Consider the following 19,040-nt stretch of genomic DNA (forward strand, 5'->3'; position numbering starts at 1 on the left):
CCCCGCCGGTGGACCCGCCGGCGCCTTCCTCCCGCTATCGAATGAGGAGCACGCCCGCCCGTGTCCGGAGTCGCACCCGCCCCCGAGGGCATCACCAACCCGCCGATCGACGAGCTGCTCGAGCGCACCAGCAGCAAGTACGGCCTGGTGATCTTCGCCGCCAAGCGCGCGCGCCAGATCAACGCCTACTACAGCCAGCTCTCCGAGGGTCTGCTGGAGTACGTCGGCCCGCTGGTCGACACCGCGCCGCAGGAGAAGCCGCTGTCGATCGCCCTCCGCGAGATCAACGAGGGGCTCCTGGCGCACACCGCCGGCGAGAACTGAGGCAGGACCTCGTCCGCCCGCCTGGGCGGGCACCCCAGAACTGATGAGAACGCACCCGGCACGTGCTGCCGGGTGCGTTCTCATGTCGGGAGGATGACCGCGTGAGTCGGATCGTGCTGGGCGTCAGCGGTGGCGTCGCCGCCTACAAGGCCGCGCTGCTGCTGCGGGCCTTCACCGAGGCGGGGCACGACGTGCGCGTGGTCCCCACCCCCGGCGCGCTGCACTTCGTCGGTGCGGCCACCTTCGAGGCGCTCTCGGGCAACCCGGTCACCACCGACGTCTGGTCCGACGTCCCCGAGGTGGCGCACGTGCGGATCGGCCAGACCGCCGACCTCGTCGTCGTCGCCCCGGCCACCGCCGACCTGCTGGCCCGCGCCGCGGCGGGGCGGGCGGACGACCTGCTGACCGCCACGCTGCTCACCGCGCACTGCCCGGTGGTGTTCGTCCCGGCCATGCACACCGAGATGTGGCTGCACCCCGCCACCCAGGACAACGTCGCCACGCTCCGCCGTCGCGGCGCGGTCGTCCTGCCGCCCGCCGTCGGCCGGCTCACCGGGCCCGACTCCGGTCCCGGCCGGCTGCCCGAGCCCGCCGACATCGCCGCGCTGGCCGCGGTGGTGCTCGACGGGGGCGCCGGCGCGCTGCCGCAGGACCTCACCGGCCGCCGGGTCGTCATCAGCGCCGGCGGCACCCGGGAGCCGCTGGACCCCGTGCGCTACCTGGGCAACCGCTCGTCGGGCAAGCAGGGCTGGGCCCTCGCCCGGGTCGCGGCCGCCCGCGGCGCCGACGTCGTGCTCGTGGCCGCCAACGTCGACGCACCGGCGCCCTTCGGCGTCCGGGTGGTCCCCGTGGGGACGGCGGAAGAGCTGCGGACGGCGATGCACGCCGAGGCAGCGGGGGCCGACGTGGTCGTGATGAGCGCCGCGGTCGCCGACTTCCGGCCGGCCGGCGTCGCCGCCACCAAGCTGAAGAAGGGATCGGCCGGCGAGCCGACCGCCGTCGAGCTCGTCCGCAACCCCGACGTCCTGGCCGAGCTGGTCGCCGGGCGCCCGCCGGGCCGGCTCGTGGTCGGCTTCGCCGCCGAGACCGGTGACGACGACGGCGACGTGCTCACCCACGCCCGGGCGAAGCTCGCCCGCAAGGGCTGCGACCTGCTCGTGGTCAACGACGTGTCGGCCGGACAGGTCTTCGGCCGCTCCGAGAACGCCGTCGTGGTGCTCGGCGCGGACGGGTCGGCGACCGAGGTTCCACGGGGCAGCAAGGACGCCGTCGCCGCCGGGATCTGGACCGCGGTCGGCGCCCGGCTGGACCCCGCCGGCGGGCGATGACGCACACCGTCGCTGCCCCTCCTGCGCCACGCCGGTAGCGTGCGTCCCTGGTGCTCTGCTCGGCAGCCGGGCTCGGCACCGTCCGCCACCCACCGTCCCAAGGAGACCCGAGTGCCACGCCGCCTCTTCACGTCCGAGTCGGTGACCGAGGGCCACCCGGACAAGATCGCCGACCAGATCAGCGACTCGATCCTGGACGCGATGCTGACCGAGGACCCGCGCAGCCGGGTCGCGGTCGAGACCCTGATCACCACCGGTCAGGTCCACATCGCCGGCGAGGTCACCACCGCCGGCTACGTCGACATCCCGGCGATCGTCCGCGAGACCGTCCTGCGCATCGGCTACGACTCCTCGCGCAAGGGGTTCGACGGCGCCTCCTGCGGGGTCAGCGTCTCCATCGGCGCGCAGTCGCCCGACATCGCCCAGGGCGTGGACACCGGCTACGAGGCGCGCACCGGCGGCACCGCCGACGACGAGATCGAGCGCCAGGGCGCCGGCGACCAGGGCCTGATGTTCGGCTACGCCACCGACGAGACCCCCGAGCTGATGCCGCTGCCGATCGCGCTGGCGCACCGGCTGTCGCGCCGGCTGTCCGCGGTGCGCAAGGACGGCTCGGTCCCCTACCTGCGCCCCGACGGCAAGACCCAGGTCACGGTCGTCTACGAGGACGACCGGCCGGTCGCGGTCGACACCGTGGTCGTCTCCTCGCAGCACGCCGAGGACATCTCGATCGAGACGCTGCTGACCCCCGACATCGAGGAGCTCGTCGTCGAGCCGGAGCTGGCCGCACTCGGCCTGCCCACCACCGGTCACCGGCTCCTGGTCAACCCGACCGGCAAGTTCGTCATCGGCGGTCCCATGGGCGACGCCGGGCTGACCGGCCGCAAGATCATCGTCGACACCTACGGCGGCATGGCCCGGCACGGTGGTGGCGCCTTCTCCGGCAAGGACCCGTCGAAGGTGGACCGCTCGGGGGCGTACGCGATGCGCTGGGTGGCGAAGAACGTCGTCGCCGCGGGGCTCGCCCGCCGGTGCGAGGTGCAGGTCGCCTACGCGATCGGCGCCGCGCACCCGGTCGGCCTGTTCGTCGACACGCACGGCACCGGCACGGTGGCCGACGAGGTGCTGGAGAAGGCGGTCACCTCGGTCTTCGACCTGCGCCCCGGCGCCATCGTGCGCGACCTGGACCTACTGCGCCCCATCTACGGGCCCACCGCCGCCTACGGCCACTTCGGCCGCACCGACCTGGACCTGCCGTGGGAGCGGCTGGACCGCGTCGAGGCGCTGCGCTCGGCCGTGGGGGCCTGAGGACGGACGCCGTCCCCCGGCTCCGCGCGCCCGTCGCGGGGCCGGGGGAGGAGCGCGGTGCTGTCGGTGGGAGCGGGGAGACTGGTCCGGTGCAGGTCGCCCGGGTCGTCGTCGATGTCCCGCTGGCCCACCTGGACCGGCCATTCGACTACGCCGTCCCGGAGAAGTTCGCCGACACGGTGCAGCCGGGCTGCCGGGTGCGGGTCCGCTTCCACGGCCGGCTGGTCGACGGCGTGGTGTGGGAGCTGGCGGACACCACCGAGTTCGCGGGCACGCTGCAGCCGCTGTCGCACGTGCCCTCCGGGGAACCGGTGCTCACCCCGCAGGTCGCCCGCCTGGTCCGCGCGGTCGCCGATCGGTACGCCGGCACCGCGAGCGACGTGCTGCGCCTGGCGCTGCCGCCGCGCCGGGCCGCCGCCGAGAAGCGGCCCGCCCCCACCCCCGAGGAGCTGCCGGGGCCGCCGGACCCGGCCGGTTTCGCCCGCTACCCGGCCGGCCCCGCCCTGCTCGGGGCGCTCGCCGAGGGGCGGCCGGCGCGCGCCGTCTGGACGGCGCTGCCCGGGGAGGACTGGCCGGCCCGGCTGGTCGAGCTGTGCCGCGCCGCGCTGTCGGGCCGGCGCGGCGCCCTGGTCGTCGTGCCCGACGGCAAGGACCTGGACCGGCTGACCGCGGCGGCGGAGCGACTGCTGCCGGAGCACTCCTTCACCGTGCTGCGGGCCGACGACTCACCGGAGAAGCGCTACCGCCGCTTCCTCGCCGCCTCGCGGGGCGCCGCGCAGGTGGTGCTGGGCACCCGGGCGGCGATGTTCGCGCCCGTCCGGGACCTCGGGCTGGTCGTCGTCTGGGACGACGGCGACGACCTGCACGCCGACGAGCACGCCCCCTACCCGCACGCCCGGGACGTGCTGGTCCAGCGGGCCTGGCTGGACTCCTGCGCCGCCGTCGTCGCCGGGACGTCGCGCACCGCCGAGGCCGCGCTGCTGGTGGAGTCCGGGTGGGCGCACGAGCTGGTCGCCGACCGTGCGGTGCTGCGCGCCGCCGCTCCCCGGGTGCAGGCGCTGGGGGACGACTTCGAGCTGGCCCGCGACGCCGCGGCCCGCACCGCCCGGCTGCCCTCGCTGGCCTACGACGCGGCGCGCAAGGCGCTGGCCGCCGGGGCGCCGGTGCTGGTGCAGGTGCCCCGGCGCGGCTACGTCCCGTCCCTGGCCTGCGCCCGCTGCCGGGCGCCGGCCCGGTGCGCCGCCTGCGCCGGCCCGCTGGGCATCTCGCCGCGGCCGGGCCCGGGCGGCAGCCGGATCCCGGCCTGCCGCTGGTGCGCCCGTCCCGCCGCCACGTTCGACTGCCCGCACTGCCACGGGACGAAGCTCCGGGCCTCGGTGGTGGGGGAGTCGCGCACCGCCGAGGAGCTCGCGCGGGCCTTCGCCGGCACGACCGTGCGCACCTCGGGCAGCACCTCCGGCGTCCTCGCCACGGTGCCGGCGGGCCCCGCGCTGGTCGTGGCCACCCCCGGGGCCGAGCCGGTGGCCGACGGCGGGTACGGCGCCGCGCTGCTGCTGGACTCGTGGGCGCTCCTCGGGCGGGCGGACCTGCGCGCCGGCGAGGAGACGCTGCGCCGCTGGACCAACGCCGCGTCGCTGGTGCGCCCGGCCTCGGCCGGGGGCCAGGTGGTCGTCGCCGCCGACGCCGGTCATCCCGTCGTCCAGGCACTGGTGCGCTGGGATCCCGGCTGGCTCGCCGAGCGGGAGCTGGCCGACCGCCGCGAGCTCGGCTTCCCGCCGGTGACCCGCATGGCGTCGCTGGTGGGCTCGCCGGCCGCGCTCGGCGACTTCCTGGCCGCCGCGCGGCTGCCCGCCGGCGCCGACCTCCTGGGGCCGGTACCGGAGCCGCCCCGGCCCGGTCAGGAGGGCGAGCGGGAGCGCTACCTGGTGCGGGTGCCGCGCAGCGAGGGTGCCGCGCTGGCGCATGCGCTGGCTGCGGTGCAGGGCGTGCGCAGCGCGCGCAAGGTGCCCGAGCACGTCCGCGTGCAGCTGGACCCGCTCACCCTGGTCTGAGGCTGCCAGCATGGCCCCGTGCGGACGATCGGGCTGCTGGGCGGGATGAGCTGGGAGAGCAGCGCCCTCTACTACCGGCTGCTCAACGAGACGGTGCGGGACCGGCTCGGGGGGCTGCACTCCGCCAGGTGCCTGCTGCTGTCGGTCGACTTCGCCGGCATCGAGCGGCTGCAGGCGGCCGGGGACTGGGCCGCCGCGGGTGCGCTGCTCGCTACCGACGCCCGGGCGCTGCAGGCCGCCGGGGCCGACGTGGTGGTCCTGTGCACCAACACCATGCACACGGTCGCCGACGTGGTCGCCGACGCGATCGACGTGCCGCTGCTGCACATCGGCGACAGCACCGCCGGAGCCGTCACGGCGGCGGGTCTGTCGTGCATCGGCCTGCTCGGTACCCGGTACACGATGGAGCAGCCGTTCATGGCCGACCGGCTCGCGGCCGCCGGCCTGGAGGTGCTGGTGCCCGAGAAGGCCGACCGGGACCGGGTGCACCGGGTCATCTACGAGGAGCTGGTGCTCGGCATCGTCCGGGACGAGTCGCGGCAGGCCTACCGCGACGTGGTCGACCGGCTGGTCGCGCGCGGAGCGCGGGGCGTGGTGCTCGGGTGCACCGAGATCGAGCTGCTCATCGGTCCGGACGACGTCGACGTCCCGACGTTCCCCACGACGGCGCTGCACGTGGCCGCGGCCGTCGAGGCCGCGCTGGCGTCGGACGGCGCGGCGCCGCCACCTACGATCACCGGGTGAGCGTCACCCCCATCCGGCTGTACCACGACCCGGTGCTGCACCAGCCCGCGGCACCGGTCGTCGACTTCGACCAGGAGCTGCGGCAGCTCGTCACCGACCTGACCGAGACCATGCAGGCGGCCGGGGGCGCCGGGCTCGCAGCTCCGCAGATCGGTGTCGGGCTGCGGGTGTTCACCTGGTACGTCGACGGCGAGGTGGGCCACCTGGTCAACCCGGACGTCGTCCCGGTGGGCGAAGAGGTGCAGGACGGCCCGGAGGGCTGCCTGTCCATCCCCGACCTGCGCTACGACTGCCGCCGGCACCTGCACGTGGTCGCCTCCGGCTGGAACGTGCACGGCGACCCGGTGCGGGTCGAGGGCTCCGAGCTGCTGGCCCGCGCCATCCAGCACGAGACCGACCACCTCGACGGCGTCCTGTTCGTCGACCGGCTCGCCGACGCCGACCGGGTCGCCGCGCTCGCCGAGATCCAGGCCGCCGAGTGGGCCGGCTACGGCAGCTACCTCCCCGTCGTGAAGGTGAGCCCCCACTGAAGCTCCTGTTCGCCGGCACCCCGGCGCCCGCCGTCCCCTCGCTGGAGGCGCTGCTCGCCTCCGACCACGAGGTCGTCGCCGTGCTCACCCGCCCCGACGCCCGCTCCGGCCGCGGCCGGAAGGTGAGCCGCGCCCCGGTGGCCGAGCGCGCCGACGCCGCCGGCCTCCCGGTGCTGCAGCCGCGCTCGCCCCGGGAACCGGATTTCCTGGAGCAGCTGGCCGGGCTCGAGGTCGACTGCGCGCCGGTCGTCGCCTACGGCGCCCTGGTGCCCCGGGCGGCGCTGGACCTCCCGCGGCACGGTTGGGTGAACCTGCACTTCTCGCTGCTGCCGGCCTGGCGCGGTGCCGCGCCGGTGCAGCACGCGATCATGGCCGGCGACGAGGTGACCGGCGCCTCGACGTTCCTCCTGGAGGCCGGCCTAGACACCGGGCCGGTCTACGGCACCCTCACCGAGGCCATCGGTCCCCGGGACACCGCCGGTGAACTGCTCGACCGGCTGGCGGTCAGCGGCGCCGCGCTGCTCGTGGCCACCCTGGACGGCATCGCCGCCGGCGCGCTGGAGCCGCAGCCGCAGCCCCCCGACGGGATCAGCCTGGCGCCCAAGGTGGAGACCGCCGACGCCCGGGTGGACTGGGCGCTGCCCGCGCACGTCGTCGACCGGCGGGTCCGCGGCGTCACGCCGGCGCCCGGCGCCTGGACGACGTGGCGGGGCGAGCGGATGCGGCTGGGTCCCGTCGGCCCGGTGCCGGACGGCCCGTCGCTGGAGCCGGGGGAGCTGCTGGTCGAGGCCGGGAGCGTCCTCGTGGGCACCGGCAACGGCCCGGTGCGGCTGGACCAGGTGCAGCCCGCGGGCAAGCGAATGCTGCCGGCCGCGGACTGGGCCCGCGGGGCGCGCCCCGCCCCGGACGAGCGGCTGGGCGGCGAGTGACCCGCCCACCGCGCAAGGGGGGCTCCGGCCGGCGCCGGCACCCCGCCACCCGGCGGCCGGTGCTGGACGGCGCCCGGCTGACCGCCTACGACGTGCTGGACGCCGTCTCCTCGCGCGAGGCGTTCGCCAACCTGCTGCTGCCGCAGCTGCTCCGGGAGCGGCAGCTGGACGAGCGGGACGCCGCCTTCGCCACCCAGCTGGCCTACGGCACGCTGCGGGCGCAGGGCACGCTCGACGCCGTCCTGACCGGGCTGGTGTCCCGGCCGCTGGCCGAGCTGGACCCGCGCGTGCTCGACCTGCTGCGGCTGGGGGCGTACCAGATCGTCGACCTCCGGGTGCCCTCGCACGCGGCCGTGGACACCACCGTGGACCTGACCCGCGGCATCGTCGGCACCGGCGCCTCCGGCCTGGTCAACGCGGTGCTGCGCAAGGTCGCCGCCGGTGGCGACCGGGCCGCGTGGCTGGCCGCGCTCGGCGCCGAGGGCGACGAGCGGCTAGGGCTGGCCACCGACCACCCCCGGTGGATCGTCGACGCCTGGCGGGATGCGCTGGGCGACGAGGGCGAGCTGGAGCCCGCCCTGCTGGCCGACGACGTCGCGCCCGAGGTGCACCTGGTCGCCCGTCGCGTGGGGCGCGACGTGCTCGCCGAGGAGTCCGGCGGGCAGCCCGGTCCGTGGTCGCCGTTCGCGGTGCGCCTGGGTGGGGGCGATCCCGGCCGGCTGGCGTCGGTGCGCTCCGGGCGCGCGGCGGTGCAGGACGAGGGCAGCCAGCTCGCCGCGCTGCTGCTGGCCCGGGCGCCGGTGGAGGGGCCGGAGAGCGCGTGGCTCGACATGTGCGCGGGGCCCGGGGGCAAGGCGGGGCTGCTCGCCGTCACCCGGCCCGAGGGGGTGCGGCTGACCGCGGCCGATCGTGCGCCGCACCGGGCCGAGCTGGTCGCCCAGGCGCTGCGCGGCGAGGAGGACGTCGAGGTGATGGCCGCCGACGGCACGCAGCCGCCCTGGGCGCCGGGCTCCTTCGACCGGGTGCTGCTGGACGCGCCGTGCACCGGGCTCGGTGCGCTGCGCCGCCGGCCGGAGGTGCGCTGGCGCCGGACGGCCGAGGACGTCGCCCCGCTGGCCGAGCTGCAGACGGCGCTGCTGGACAGCGCGCTGCGTTCGGTGCGCGTCGGCGGGGTGGTCGCCTACGTGACCTGCTCGCCGCACACGGCGGAGACCGTCGCGGTGGTCGACGCCGCAGCCGCCCGTGACGACGTGGCGGTGGTCCCGGTGGCCCCGCTGTTCCCGGAGGTGCCCGGCATCGGACGGGGCGACTTCGGGCAGCTGTGGCCGCACCGGCACGGCACCGACGCGATGTTCATGGCGCTGCTCCGCCGTACCGGCTGAGGCCCCGGCCGCTACGGTGCCGTCCATGGCGTGGTTGCCGGACGACTTCTCCCACCCGGTGCGTGCCGAGCTGGACACCGGGGAGCACCTGCGCCCGATGGGTGCGGCGGACACCGAGATCGACCACCCGGCCGTCATGGGGTCGCGGGAGCGGCTGTGGTCGATCTACGGCGAGGCGTGGGGGTGGCCGCCGGCGCACATGACCGTCGAGGCGGACCGCGAGGACCTCGCCCACCACGAACGGGAGATCGCCGCGCACGAGAGCTTCCTCTACGGGGTCTTCCCCGAGGACGAGGCCGAGCTGCTCGGCTGCGTCTACATCGATCCGCCCACCAAGGTCGGCGGCGTCGGGGCCGAGGTGTCGTGGTGGGTCGTCGACCGGCTGGTCGGCAGCCCGGCCGAGCGGGCCCTGGACGAGTTCGTGCCCCGCTGGCCGGCCGAGGGCTGGCCGCTGCCCGCGCCGCCCCGATTCGTGGGCCGGGACCTCTACTGGGCCGAGTGGAACGCCCTGCCCGCTCGGGACTGACCGCGCGCCGCGGCACCCTCCTCGCCCCAGTCGCAGTCGCCCGTTCCCGCCCACGCGGGCACCCCGCCCCGGCGCCCGTGGCGCGTGGCGATGTGCTCGCGGGCCGACCTGCCTCCTCTAGGTCCCCGGGTCAGAAGGGAGCCGGGTCGTGGCTGGGCGTGGCCGGTTCGGGTGGGTGGGCTGATGGCCGTCGGTCGGGCGGCCCTCGGTCGGGTGGCCAGCCTGGTGGTGGTGTGTCGGGGGGTGGCGGGCCGGTGGCGGTCATGCCGGGTGGGCGGGTGGTGCGGGTGACGCCGCTGGGGGTGGTGACGGTCAGCGCGCCGTCGGGGGTCATGGTGAACCGCCAGCCGGGGGCGAAGGTCTTGAGCCGGTGGTGGCGGCGGCACAGGCAGCACAGGTTCTGGCAGGTCGTGGTGCCGCCGTCGGCGTGGGGCAGGACGTGGTCCAGGTCGGCCCAGCCGGCGCGGTTGGCGCAGCCGGGGTGGCGGCAGCCGCGGTCGCGGCTGGTGGTGAAGCGGTGCTGGGCGGCGGTGGGCCGGTACCGGTCGGTGCCTGCCGGTGGACCCAGGACCGGGCAGCCGCAGTCGGTGCCGGGGTGGGCGGGGCAGCCGCGGCGGGCCAGCCGGGTCAGCTCGCCGCGGGTGGCGGTGGCCCGGAGGGCGCCGGTGGCCGGGTCCTGCAGCGAGATGCCCAGGGTGCCGCCGGTCGGTGCCTGCAGCCCGCCGGGGCACAGCGCGTCGAGGAACTCGAGCAGTTCGCGCAGCTGGCCGGCGGTGATCGGCTGCCCGTTCACCTCCGCCGGCGCGATCCGGCGGCAGGCCACCCCGGCATCCGGTGGGCAGGCGGCGGCCTGGTCCAGCGCGGCGGACCCCGACGAGGCGGCGGGCCGCGATCGGTCCCCGGGCGCCGGCGAGTTGCCACGCACCGGCGGGTCTCCTGGGGCCGGCGGGTGTCCGGTGTCCGGGGTGGTGTCGGGTGGGTGGGGGAGCTGGTGGCCGACCGCGCAGTTGTCGTGGCCGGCGGCGGCGGCGAGCAGGGCACCGACCGGGGCGAGCACGTCCAGGTGCGCGGTGACCGGCGGCCGGCTGGTGTCCCAGGGCCGCAGCACCAGATCGGCCAGCGCGGCCACCCGCAGCGACCCGATCGGCCGGGCCGGGTCATCGGTCTTGGCCAGTCGCGCGTAGCGGTCGACGGTGTCCCGGATCGCGGCGGCCAGCGGCTGGGGGGCGAACACCGACAGCTCGGCCATCCCGTCCGGTGCCGGGCGCACCACCACGTCGGCGCAGCGCTCGGCCTGGGCGCGGCGGCGCTCGGCGGCCGCGGCGTCGTGGCGCAGCACCTCCCGGCGCACCGCGGCCCGCAGCCGGGTCACCGCCAGCTCCCCGGCGCCGGGCAGCACCGCGGCCTCCACCGCCGCGACCGCCTGCGGTGCCAGCTGGCGGACCGGCCCGGCCAGCTCGGCGGCCACCGCCCGCGCCCGCGGCCAGCCCAGCCCGTCATCGGCCAGCGCGGCCCAGGTGACCGGCAGGTGCCGCACCAGCGTGGTGCACAGCTCGATGTGCGTGGTGGCTTCCGCCCGGGAGCAGTTCAGCACCATCGCCAGCTCGTCGGCGAAGAACTCGCTCACCCCCGCCGCCGGCGGGTGGCCGGCACCGGCCACCCAGTCCGGTGACGCCGCCCCCGGCTCGCCGACCTGCCGGTCGGCGCTGTCGGGGCGGCGGCCGGCCAGCTCGCAGATCAACTCCGCCCGGTAGGCGGCCAGCGCCGACTCCGCACGCCCGATCCGCTGCAGCTCCAGCGCGATCTCCGCATCGGTGCGGGCCGCGACCGGCATCGCCTCACCCAACCGGGTCGGCCGCACCGACACCCCCGACGGGACCAGCTCCCCCGGCCACGACGACAGGTCCAGCACGTCGACCGTCAGGCCGACCCCGAACCCACCACCTTCGAACACATGAGCGAACCTATCGACGGGGCCCGACAGTTTTCGCCAGTGCAGGCCGGGATCAGCCCGTCAGCCCGGCGACGAGGCCGATCAGGAACGCGAGCGCGAGCACCGCGCCCACCGCGAGGAGCACGGTGCGCGGCCGGGTCACCCAGCGCTCCCACTGGCCCGCGGGCCGGGCGGGCCCCCGCCGTGGGCCCGCCCGGGAGCGCTCAGAAGGGGAACTGCCGGCGGGTGTGCTGGACGCTGATCCAGTGGTCGGTGGTGAACTCCTCGATCGCCCACTCGCCGCCGAACCGGCCGAGCCCGGAGTCCTTCTCGCCACCGAACGCGGTGTTGTTCTCGTCGTTGAGCGGGGAGTCGTTGACGTGGGTCATGCCCGCCTCCACCTGCAGGGCGAAGTTCACCCCGCGCAGCGTGTCCCGGGTGAAGACGGCGCTGGAGAGCCCGTACTCGGTGTCGTTGGCGATCGCCAGCGCCTCGGCCTCGTCGCCGGCCCGGATGATCGTCGCGACCGGGCCGAAGACCTCCTGCCGGGCGGTGGCGACGTCGTTGGTGCCCAGGAGCACGTGCGGCGGCAGCACCGAGCCGATCGGGCCGCTGGGGTCGCCGCCGAGCAGCTGCTCGGCGCCGTCGGATATCGACTGAGCGACCTTCTGCTGGATGCCCTCGAGCTGCTTGGCGTTGATGATCGGGCCGATCACGGTGTCGGCCTCGGTCGGGTCGCCGGCCTTGAGCCCCCGCACCCGCGCCACGTAGCGGTCGACGAACTCGTCGTGCACGGCGGCGTCCACCACGATGCGGTTGGTGATCATGCAGACCTGGCCCTGGTGGAAGAACTTCCCGAACACGGCGGCGTCCACCGCGTACTCCAGGTCGGCGTCGTCCAGCACCACCAGCGGACCGTTGCCGCCGAGCTCCAGCGAGAGCTTCTTGAGCCCGGCCTTCTCGGCGATCCCCTTGCCGACCGGGGTGGACCCGGTGAAGGAGACGACGCGCGGCGTCGGGTGGCTGACCATCGCGTCACCGATGTCGCGGCCGGCGCCGATGACCACCGAGAGCACGCCCGGGGGCAGGCCGGCCTCCTCGTAGACCTTGGCCAGCAGCAGGCCGCCGGTCACCGGGGTGTCGCCGGCCGGCTTGAGGACGACGGCGTTGCCGAGCGCCAGTGCCGGCGCCACCGAGCGGTTGGACAGGTGCATCGGCACGTTCCACGGGCTGATCACCGCGACCACGCCGACCGGACGGCGGTAGACGCGGCTCTCCTTGCCCTCGATGTCGGCCGGCAGGATCCGGCCCTCCATGCGGTACGGGTAGGACGACGCCTCGTGGAAGTCGCGGAGGGTGATCGCGTACTCGAACTCGGCGGCGGGTGCGGCGGCGCCGCTCTCCCGGATGTGCCAGTCGACGATCTCGTCCTTGCGGGCCTCCATGATCCGGGCGGCGCGGCGCATCACGTCGGCGCGGTCGCTGGGCAGCCGGGCGGCCCACTCGCGCTGGGCCCCCTTGGCCGCCGCGTAGGCCTCGTCGAGGTCGTCGGCGTCCGCGAGCGGGATCTCGGTCAGCGTCTCGCCGGTGTAGGGGTCGGTGTCGGTGGCGGTCTTCCCCGCACGGCCGGCGCGCCAGGTACCGCCGATGGGCATCCGGTCGAAGCCGTCGTAGCGGGCGGGGGTCGAGGGGTCGGAAGCCATGCATCGGGCCCTACCCGGTCGGGTGCCACGGACACGTCGCCCCCTCGTCGCCGGCCGTCCGCCGGTGCGGCCCGGTCAGCCGGCCGCGGGGCCGGCGAGCAGCACGGGGACGGGGGAGTGGTGGGTCACGTGCTCGGCGACGCTGCCGAGCACCCGGTGCGACAGACCCCGGCCCCGCCGGCCCACGACCACGACGTCGGCCCCCTCCTGCCGCGCGACGTCGAGCAGCGCGGAGCCGGGCTGCCCGGCGACGAGCTCCACGACCGGCGACGCCCGGGGGAACCAGCCGGCCCGGTCGTCCAGCAGCGCCCGGCAACGGTCCTGCTCGGTCTCGTCGGAGAACTCGACGACGTCGGGGTCGACGGCCATCACCAGCACCACCCGCGCGCCCTCGACGGGGAACAGCCTCGCTGCGTCCCGCACGGCGCGGTCGGACTCCGCCGACCCGTCGACGCCCACGACCGCCGTCACCGCCCCTTCGGCCGGTGGCGGGCTCCCCTCGGCGCGGGGCGTGCGCTCGACCACCCGGTGCTGGCGCCGCCCGCGCTCCAACGCCATCGGCACGAAGAGCGGCCCCAGGACGGCGCCCAGGAAGTACCACTGCGGATCGCGGTACCCACGGCGGCCGAGGAACAGGGCGGCACTCCAGCCGATCGCCACCCAGAGGACGACGACGAGGGCGATGAGGGCGGACGTCGGCACGGCGGCTCCTCCGGTGCGTGCGCGGGGCGCCGACGGCCGGGCCCCTGGTCGTCTGACGACCGGCGGTCGGCTCCGGTTCCGTGGACCTGCGCACCTAGACTCGGCGGACGTGTCCAGGCAACCGTTGATCGCGCCCAGCCTGCTGTCCGCGGACTTCGCCCGCATCGCCGACGAGGTCGCGCGCGTGGCCGACGCCGACTGGCTGCACGTGGACGTGATGGACGCGCACTTCGTGCCCAACCTGACCCTGGGCCTGCCGGTCGTCGAGGCGATCCAGCAGGTCAGCCCGGTACCGCTGGACTGCCACCTCATGATCGAGAACCCGGAGCGCTGGGCGCCCGGCTACGCCGAGGCCGGGTCGCGCAACGTGACGGTGCACGCCGAGGCCTGCACCGACCCACGCGCCGTCGCCCGCGACATCCGGGCCGCCGGAGCGCTGGCCGGGCTGGCCATCAAGCCGGGGACGCCGCTCGAGGACCACCTCGACGTGCTGGCCGACTTCGACACCCTGCTGGTCATGAGCGTCGAGCCCGGCTTCGGTGGCCAGTCCTTCATCGCCGACGTCCTGCCGAAGGTGCGGCGGGCCCGCGAGCTCGTCGACGCCGGGGAGCTCACCCTGCTCGTCGAGATCGACGGCGGCATCAACGCCGACACCATCGAGCAGGCGGCCGAGGCCGGCGTCGACATGTTCGTCGCCGGCTCCGCCGTCTACGGGGCCGACGACCCCGCCCGGGCCATCGCCGCGCTGCGCGCGCAGGCGGCCGCGGCGATGCGCGGGTGACCGTCACCGACGCCGAGCGCCTCGCCATGGCCCGCGCCCGGGAGATGGGGGCGGGAGTGCTCGGCAGCACCAGCCCGAACCCCGCCGTGGGCGCCGTGGTCCTGGCCGCCGACGGCAGCGTCGCGGGGGAAGGGGCGACCGCCCCGCCCGGCGGTCCGCACGCCGAGGTCGCCGCGCTGGCGCAGGCCGGCGAGCGGGCCCGCGGCGGCACCGCCGTCGTCACGCTGGAGCCCTGCGCGCACACCGGCCGCACCGGCCCGTGCGCCGACGCCCTCCTCGCCGCCGGGATCGCCCGGGTCGTGGTCGCCGTGCCCGAGCCGACCGAGCTGGCCGGCGGGGGAACGGCGCGGCTGCGGGCCGCCGGCGTCGACGTCGTCGTGGGGGTGGAGCAGGAAGCGGCCGAGCTCGGGGCGCTCGCGGGCTGGCTGACCGGGGTCCGCGAGCAGCGGCCGTACGTGATCTGGAAGGTGGCCGCGACCCTCGACGGTCGGGTGGCCGCCGCCGACGGGAGCAGCCGCTGGGTCACCGGACCCGAGGCGCGCGCCGAGGTGCACCGGCTGCGGGCCGGCTGCGACGCCGTCGTCGTCGGCTCGGGCACCGCGCTCACCGACGACCCGCAGCTGACCGTCCGCGACGCCGACGGCCGGGACGCCGACCGGCAGCCGCTGCGGGTGGTCGTCGACCGCCGCAACCGGCTGCCGGCCGGTGCACGGGTCCTGGACGACGCCGCCCCCACGCTGGTGAGCCGGGCCGCGGAGCCGGCGGCGCTGCTGGCCGAGCTGTTCGCCCGCGACGTCCGCCGGGTGCTGCTCGAGGGCGGGCCGACGCTCGCCGCGGCGTTCCTGCGCGCGGGGTTGGTCGACGAGGCCGTCGTGCACCTCGCGCCGAAGCTGCTGGGGGCCGGCCCGTCGCTGGTCGGCGACCTGGGAATCAGCGGCATCGCCTCGGCGCTGTCCTACTCGGTCGCCGGTATCACCCCCCTGGGCGGGGACGTGCAGATCCGGCTGCACCCCACCCGGCACACTGGTGGGGTGTCCCGCGCCAGCGGGGACGGCACGGACGGGAGGAGCTGAGTGTTCACCGGCATCGTCGAAGAGGTGGGCACCCTGGCCGCCCGGGAGGACCAGGGCGACTCCGCCGTCCTGCGGATCCGCGCCCGCACCGTCCTGACCGACGTCTCGCTGGGCGACTCCATCGCGGTCAACGGCGTCTGCCTGACCGTCACCGGGATCCGGCCCGACGCCGACGGCACCGGCGAGTGGACCACCGACGTCATGGCCGAGACGCTGCGCCGCAGCAGCCTCGGCTCGGCCACCGACGGCGCGCCGGTCAACCTGGAGCGCGCCGTCAGCCCGCACACCCGGCTCGGCGGCCACCTGATGCAGGGCCACGTCGACGGCGTGGGCCGGATCGTGTCCCGCACGCCCGGCGAGCACTGGGAGGTCGTGCGCATCGGCATCCCGGCCGAGCTCGGCCGCTACGTCGTCGAGAAGGGCTCCATCGCCGTCGACGGCGTCTCGCTGACCGTGAGCGCGGTCAGCGCCGTGGCCGACCCCGAGCCCTGGTTCGAGGTCAGCCTCATCCCCACCACCCTCCGCGAGACCACGCTCGGCGCGCGCGCCACGGGGGACCCCGTAAACCTGGAGGTCGACGTGATCGCCAAGTACGTGGAGCGCCTGCTGGAGGCACGTCGATGACCGAGCGCACCCGGCTGGACTCCATCGAGAGCGCCATCGCCGCGATCAAGGACGGCTGCCCGGTCGTCGTCGTCGACGACGAGGACCGCGAGAACGAGGGCGACCTCATCTTCGCCGCCGAGCTCGCCACCCCGGAGCTCGTCGCCTTCATGGTCCGGTACACCTCCGGCTACGTCTGCGTGGCCGTCACCGAGGCCGACGCCGACCGGCTGGACCTGCCGCCCATGCACCGGGTGAACCAGGACCGGCTCGGCACCGCCTACACGGTCACCGTCGACGCCCGCGAGGGCGTCACCACCGGCATCTCCGCCGCCGACCGCGCGCACACCATCCGCACCCTGGCCGCCGCCGACACCACGTCGGCCGACCTGGCCCGCCCCGGTCACGTCGTGCCGCTGCGGGCCCGCGACGGCGGCGTCCTGCGCCGCCCCGGGCACACCGAGGCCGCCGTCGACCTGGCGCTGCTGGCCGGCCTGCGCCCGTCCGGGGTGCTCTGCGAGATCGTCAGCGAGAAGGACCCGATCGGCATGGCGCGCAGCGAGGAGCTGCGCGTCTTCGCCGACGAGCACGACCTGGTGATGATCTCGATCGCCGACCTGATCGCCTACCGCAAGCGCTTCGACAAGCTGGTCGAGCGCGAGGCCGAGGCGATCGTGCCGCTGGCCCCGGGCACCTTCACCGCTGTCGGCTACCGCAGCTCCTACGACGAGCGCGAGCACGTCGCCTTCGTCTACGGCGAGATCGGCGACGGCGAGGACGTGCTGGTGCGTGTGCACTCCGAGTGCCTCACCGGCGACGTCTTCGGCTCGCTGCGGTGCGACTGCGGCCCCCAGCTGCAGGCCGCGCTGTCCGCCGTCGCCCAGGAGGGCCGCGGCGTCGTGCTCTACATCCGCGGGCACGAGGGCCGGGGCATCGGCCTGCTGCACAAGCTGCAGGCCTACCAGCTGCAGGACATGGGCGCCGACACCGTCGACGCCAACCTCGACCTCGGCCTGCCCGCCGACGCCCGCGACTACGGCACCGGCGCGCAGATCCTGGTCGACCTGGGCATCCACACCATGCGGCTGCTCACCAACAACCCGGCCAAGCGCGCCGGGCTCGAGGGCTACGGCCTGCGCGTCCTCGGCCGGGTGCCGCTGCCCAGCCACGTGACCGCGGAGAACCTCGGCTACCTGCGCACCAAGCGGGACCGCATGGGGCACCTGCTCGACATCATCGAGCCGGAGACCGAGTCGGGCCCGGCCGACGCCCCGGGGGCGACCACGGTGCCCGGCACGGACGTCCCGCTCGGCCAGGACGAGCAGCCGGCATGAGCGGCGCCGGCGCACCGCAGGTCGGTGCCGTCGACGCCGCCGGGCTGACCCTCGGCATCGTCGCCACCACCTGGCACGCGGAGCTGACCGAGTCGCTGCTGGCCCGCGCCGTGGCGGCCGCGGAGGCCAGCGGCGTCCCGGCGCCCACGGTCGTCCGCGCGCCGGGCGCGGTCGAGCTGCCCGTCGTCGCCCAGGCGCTGGCCGAGCGGCACGACGCCGTGGTGGCGCTGGGCGTCGTCGTCCGCGGCGGCACCCCGCACTTCGAGTACGTCTGCGACGCCGTGACGGCGGGGCTCACCCGGGTCTCGCTCGACGCCGGGAAGCCCGTCGGCAACGGCGTCCTCACCTGCGACACCGAGGAGCAGGCCCGCGACCGGGCCGGGCTGCCCGGCTCGGCCGAGGACAAGGGCTGGGAGGCGGCGATCGCCGCCCTGGCCACCGCCCTCACCCTGCGCGAGCTGCGCGGTCCGCAGCGGCAGACCGGCTTCTCCGTGACCCCCGCCGGCCAGGAGGCCCGTTCGTGAAGACCTTCGACTCGCTGTTCGCCGAGCTCGCCGCCAAGGTGGCCGACGGGGACCCGGCCTCCGGCACCGTCACCGCCGTGCGCGACGGCGTGCACGCCGCGGGGAAGAAGGTCGTCGAGGAGGCCGCCGAGTCGTGGATGGCCGCCGAGCACGAGGGCGCCGACCGCACCGCCGAGGAGATCAGCCAGCTCCTCTACCGGGTGCAGGTGCTCATGCTGGCCCGGGGCCTCACTCTCGACGACGTCTACGCTCACCTCTGAGAAAGGACCCTCGGGCCCCCACGACACGCTCCGCGCGCCGTGGGTCCCTGCCCGAGGGGCCGCCCTGTCAACCCACGTCCGAGGAGTGTCCGCGTGCTGCGCGTCGCCGTCCCCAACAAGGGTGTCCTGAGCGAGCCGGCGGCGGAGATGCTCGCCGAGAGCGGCTACCGCCAGCGCCGCAGCACCAAGGACCTCGCGGTCTACGACCCGGACAACGACACCGAGTTCTTCTACCTGCGGCCGCGCGACATCGCGGTGTACGTGGCCGCCGGCACGCTGGACGTCGGCATCACCGGCCGGGACATGCTGCTGGAGACCGCACCGGCCGACGGCGAGGGCCCGGCCGCGGTGGAGGTCATGCCGCTGGGCTTCGGCCGCTCGTCCTTCCGCTTCGCCAGTCCGGTCGAGTCGGGCATCGAGCGGGTGGACCAGCTGGCCGGCAAGCGCATCGCCACCGCCTACCCGGTGCTGCTGCAGCGCTTTCTCGACGAGGCCGGGATCGACGCCGGCGTGGTCAAGCTCGACGGCGCGGTCGAGACCGCCTGCCGGCTCGGGGTGGCCGAGGCCGTCTGCGACGTCGTGGAGACCGGTACGACGCTGCGCGCCGCGGGGCTGCACATCATCGGTGACCCGGTGCTCAGCAGCGAGGCCGTGCTGGTCCGCCGGGAGGGCGCCGAGGAGATCCCGGCCGTCGCCCAGCTGCGCCGCCGGCTGCGCGGCGTCCTGGTCGCCCGGCAGTACGTGATGCTCGACTACGACTGCCCGAACGACCTGCTCGAGAAGGCCACCGCCGTCACCCCCGGCATCGAGGGCCCCACGGTGAGCCCGCTGCAGACGCCGGGCTGGTCGGCGGTGCGTGCGATGATCGCCCGCACCGAGACCAACCGGGTGATGGACGAGCTCTGGGAGCTCGGCGCCCGGGCCATCCTGGTCACCAGCATCCACGCCTCCCGCATCTGAGCCGCCCCCTCCCGCCGGAACCCGGCGGTGGGGTCGTTCGTCCTC

The 19,040-nt window shown here is 75.9% G+C and carries 19 protein-coding genes; 16 read left to right on the forward strand and 3 right to left on the reverse strand.

Annotated elements, in window-relative coordinates; translation table 11 throughout:
- The first annotated feature begins 60 nt into the window (after positions 1 to 60).
- From rpoZ to O2W17_RS21695, 9 genes are all read left to right on the forward strand, one after another.
- Complete coding sequence (gene rpoZ / locus O2W17_RS21655) at positions 61 to 324, forward strand: DNA-directed RNA polymerase subunit omega (RefSeq protein ID WP_014376157.1); 264 nt, start codon at positions 61 to 63, stop codon at positions 322 to 324.
- Between the two features lie 101 nt (positions 325 to 425).
- Complete coding sequence (gene coaBC, locus O2W17_RS21660) at positions 426 to 1,652, forward strand: bifunctional phosphopantothenoylcysteine decarboxylase/phosphopantothenate--cysteine ligase CoaBC (RefSeq protein WP_269194558.1); 1,227 nt, start codon at positions 426 to 428, stop codon at positions 1,650 to 1,652.
- Between the two features lie 111 nt (positions 1,653 to 1,763).
- A complete protein-coding gene (gene metK, locus O2W17_RS21665; RefSeq protein WP_269194559.1) occupies positions 1,764 to 2,960 on the forward strand; it encodes a methionine adenosyltransferase in 1,197 nt (398 codons plus the stop codon).
- An 89-nt stretch (positions 2,961 to 3,049) separates the two neighbouring features.
- Positions 3,050 to 5,011, forward strand: a complete 1,962-nt coding sequence (locus tag O2W17_RS21670; RefSeq protein WP_269194560.1) for a primosomal protein N' — start codon at positions 3,050 to 3,052, stop codon at positions 5,009 to 5,011.
- A gap of 18 nt (positions 5,012 to 5,029) precedes the next feature.
- Positions 5,030 to 5,755 carry an aspartate/glutamate racemase family protein gene (locus O2W17_RS21675; protein WP_269194561.1) on the forward strand — a complete coding sequence of 242 codons (726 nt, stop codon included), beginning with the start codon at positions 5,030 to 5,032 and terminating at the stop codon, positions 5,753 to 5,755.
- Positions 5,752 to 6,285 carry a peptide deformylase gene (gene def / locus O2W17_RS21680; protein ID WP_269194562.1) on the forward strand — a complete coding sequence of 178 codons (534 nt, stop codon included), beginning with the start codon at positions 5,752 to 5,754 and terminating at the stop codon, positions 6,283 to 6,285. Before O2W17_RS21675 ends, def begins: the two co-directional genes overlap by 4 nt.
- On the forward strand, positions 6,234 to 7,214 hold the full coding sequence (gene fmt / locus O2W17_RS21685; RefSeq protein WP_269194563.1) for a methionyl-tRNA formyltransferase: 981 nt from the start codon (positions 6,234 to 6,236) through the stop codon (positions 7,212 to 7,214). Before def ends, fmt begins: the two co-directional genes overlap by 52 nt.
- Positions 7,211 to 8,596, forward strand: a complete 1,386-nt coding sequence (locus O2W17_RS21690) for an RsmB/NOP family class I SAM-dependent RNA methyltransferase (RefSeq protein WP_269194564.1) — start codon at positions 7,211 to 7,213, stop codon at positions 8,594 to 8,596. Before fmt ends, O2W17_RS21690 begins: the two co-directional genes overlap by 4 nt.
- Before the next feature lie 25 nt (positions 8,597 to 8,621).
- Positions 8,622 to 9,122, forward strand: coding sequence for a hypothetical protein (locus O2W17_RS21695; RefSeq protein WP_269194565.1), 501 nt, complete (start codon positions 8,622 to 8,624; stop codon positions 9,120 to 9,122).
- A gap of 130 nt (positions 9,123 to 9,252) precedes the next feature.
- Here O2W17_RS21695 and O2W17_RS21700 read toward each other — a convergent pair whose 3' ends face one another.
- From O2W17_RS21700 to O2W17_RS21710, 3 genes are all read right to left on the reverse strand, one after another.
- The gene (locus tag O2W17_RS21700; RefSeq protein ID WP_269194566.1) at positions 9,253 to 11,076 is read right to left on the reverse strand and encodes an HNH endonuclease signature motif containing protein; all 1,824 of its coding nucleotides are present in this window, start codon (positions 11,074 to 11,076) and stop codon (positions 9,253 to 9,255) included.
- Between the two features lie 203 nt (positions 11,077 to 11,279).
- On the reverse strand, positions 11,280 to 12,758 hold the full coding sequence (locus O2W17_RS21705; protein WP_269194567.1) for an aldehyde dehydrogenase family protein: 1,479 nt from the start codon (positions 12,756 to 12,758) through the stop codon (positions 11,280 to 11,282).
- A gap of 75 nt (positions 12,759 to 12,833) precedes the next feature.
- On the reverse strand, positions 12,834 to 13,460 hold the full coding sequence (locus O2W17_RS21710; RefSeq protein ID WP_269194568.1) for a universal stress protein: 627 nt from the start codon (positions 13,458 to 13,460) through the stop codon (positions 12,834 to 12,836).
- A gap of 109 nt (positions 13,461 to 13,569) precedes the next feature.
- On the opposite strand from O2W17_RS21710, the gene rpe reads away from it, so the two are divergent.
- From rpe to hisG, 7 genes are all read left to right on the forward strand, one after another.
- On the forward strand, positions 13,570 to 14,241 hold the full coding sequence (gene rpe / locus O2W17_RS21715; protein ID WP_269194569.1) for a ribulose-phosphate 3-epimerase: 672 nt from the start codon (positions 13,570 to 13,572) through the stop codon (positions 14,239 to 14,241).
- The gene (ribD, locus tag O2W17_RS21720) at positions 14,238 to 15,314 is read left to right on the forward strand and encodes a bifunctional diaminohydroxyphosphoribosylaminopyrimidine deaminase/5-amino-6-(5-phosphoribosylamino)uracil reductase RibD (RefSeq protein WP_269194570.1); all 1,077 of its coding nucleotides are present in this window, start codon (positions 14,238 to 14,240) and stop codon (positions 15,312 to 15,314) included. Before rpe ends, ribD begins: the two co-directional genes overlap by 4 nt.
- Positions 15,315 to 15,938 (forward strand): riboflavin synthase, encoded by a 624-nt coding sequence (locus O2W17_RS21725; protein ID WP_269194571.1) that lies wholly within the window; start codon positions 15,315 to 15,317, stop codon positions 15,936 to 15,938.
- Entirely contained in the window at positions 15,935 to 17,251 is a 1,317-nt protein-coding gene (locus tag O2W17_RS21730) for a bifunctional 3,4-dihydroxy-2-butanone-4-phosphate synthase/GTP cyclohydrolase II (protein WP_269194572.1), read from the forward strand. The genes O2W17_RS21725 and O2W17_RS21730 overlap by 4 nt, the downstream gene beginning before the upstream one ends.
- Positions 17,248 to 17,775, forward strand: coding sequence for a 6,7-dimethyl-8-ribityllumazine synthase (ribH, locus tag O2W17_RS21735; RefSeq protein ID WP_269194573.1), 528 nt, complete (start codon positions 17,248 to 17,250; stop codon positions 17,773 to 17,775). The genes O2W17_RS21730 and ribH overlap by 4 nt, the downstream gene beginning before the upstream one ends.
- The gene (locus O2W17_RS21740; protein WP_269194574.1) at positions 17,772 to 18,035 is read left to right on the forward strand and encodes a phosphoribosyl-ATP diphosphatase; all 264 of its coding nucleotides are present in this window, start codon (positions 17,772 to 17,774) and stop codon (positions 18,033 to 18,035) included. Before ribH ends, O2W17_RS21740 begins: the two co-directional genes overlap by 4 nt.
- A 93-nt stretch (positions 18,036 to 18,128) precedes the next feature.
- Positions 18,129 to 18,995 (forward strand): ATP phosphoribosyltransferase, encoded by an 867-nt coding sequence (gene hisG / locus O2W17_RS21745; protein ID WP_269194575.1) that lies wholly within the window; start codon positions 18,129 to 18,131, stop codon positions 18,993 to 18,995.
- Positions 18,996 to 19,040: the final 45 nt, after the last annotated feature.

The sequence above is a fragment of the Blastococcus sp. VKM Ac-2987 genome (assembly GCF_026967805.1).
Taxonomy (GTDB): Bacteria; Actinomycetota; Actinomycetes; order Mycobacteriales; family Geodermatophilaceae; genus Blastococcus.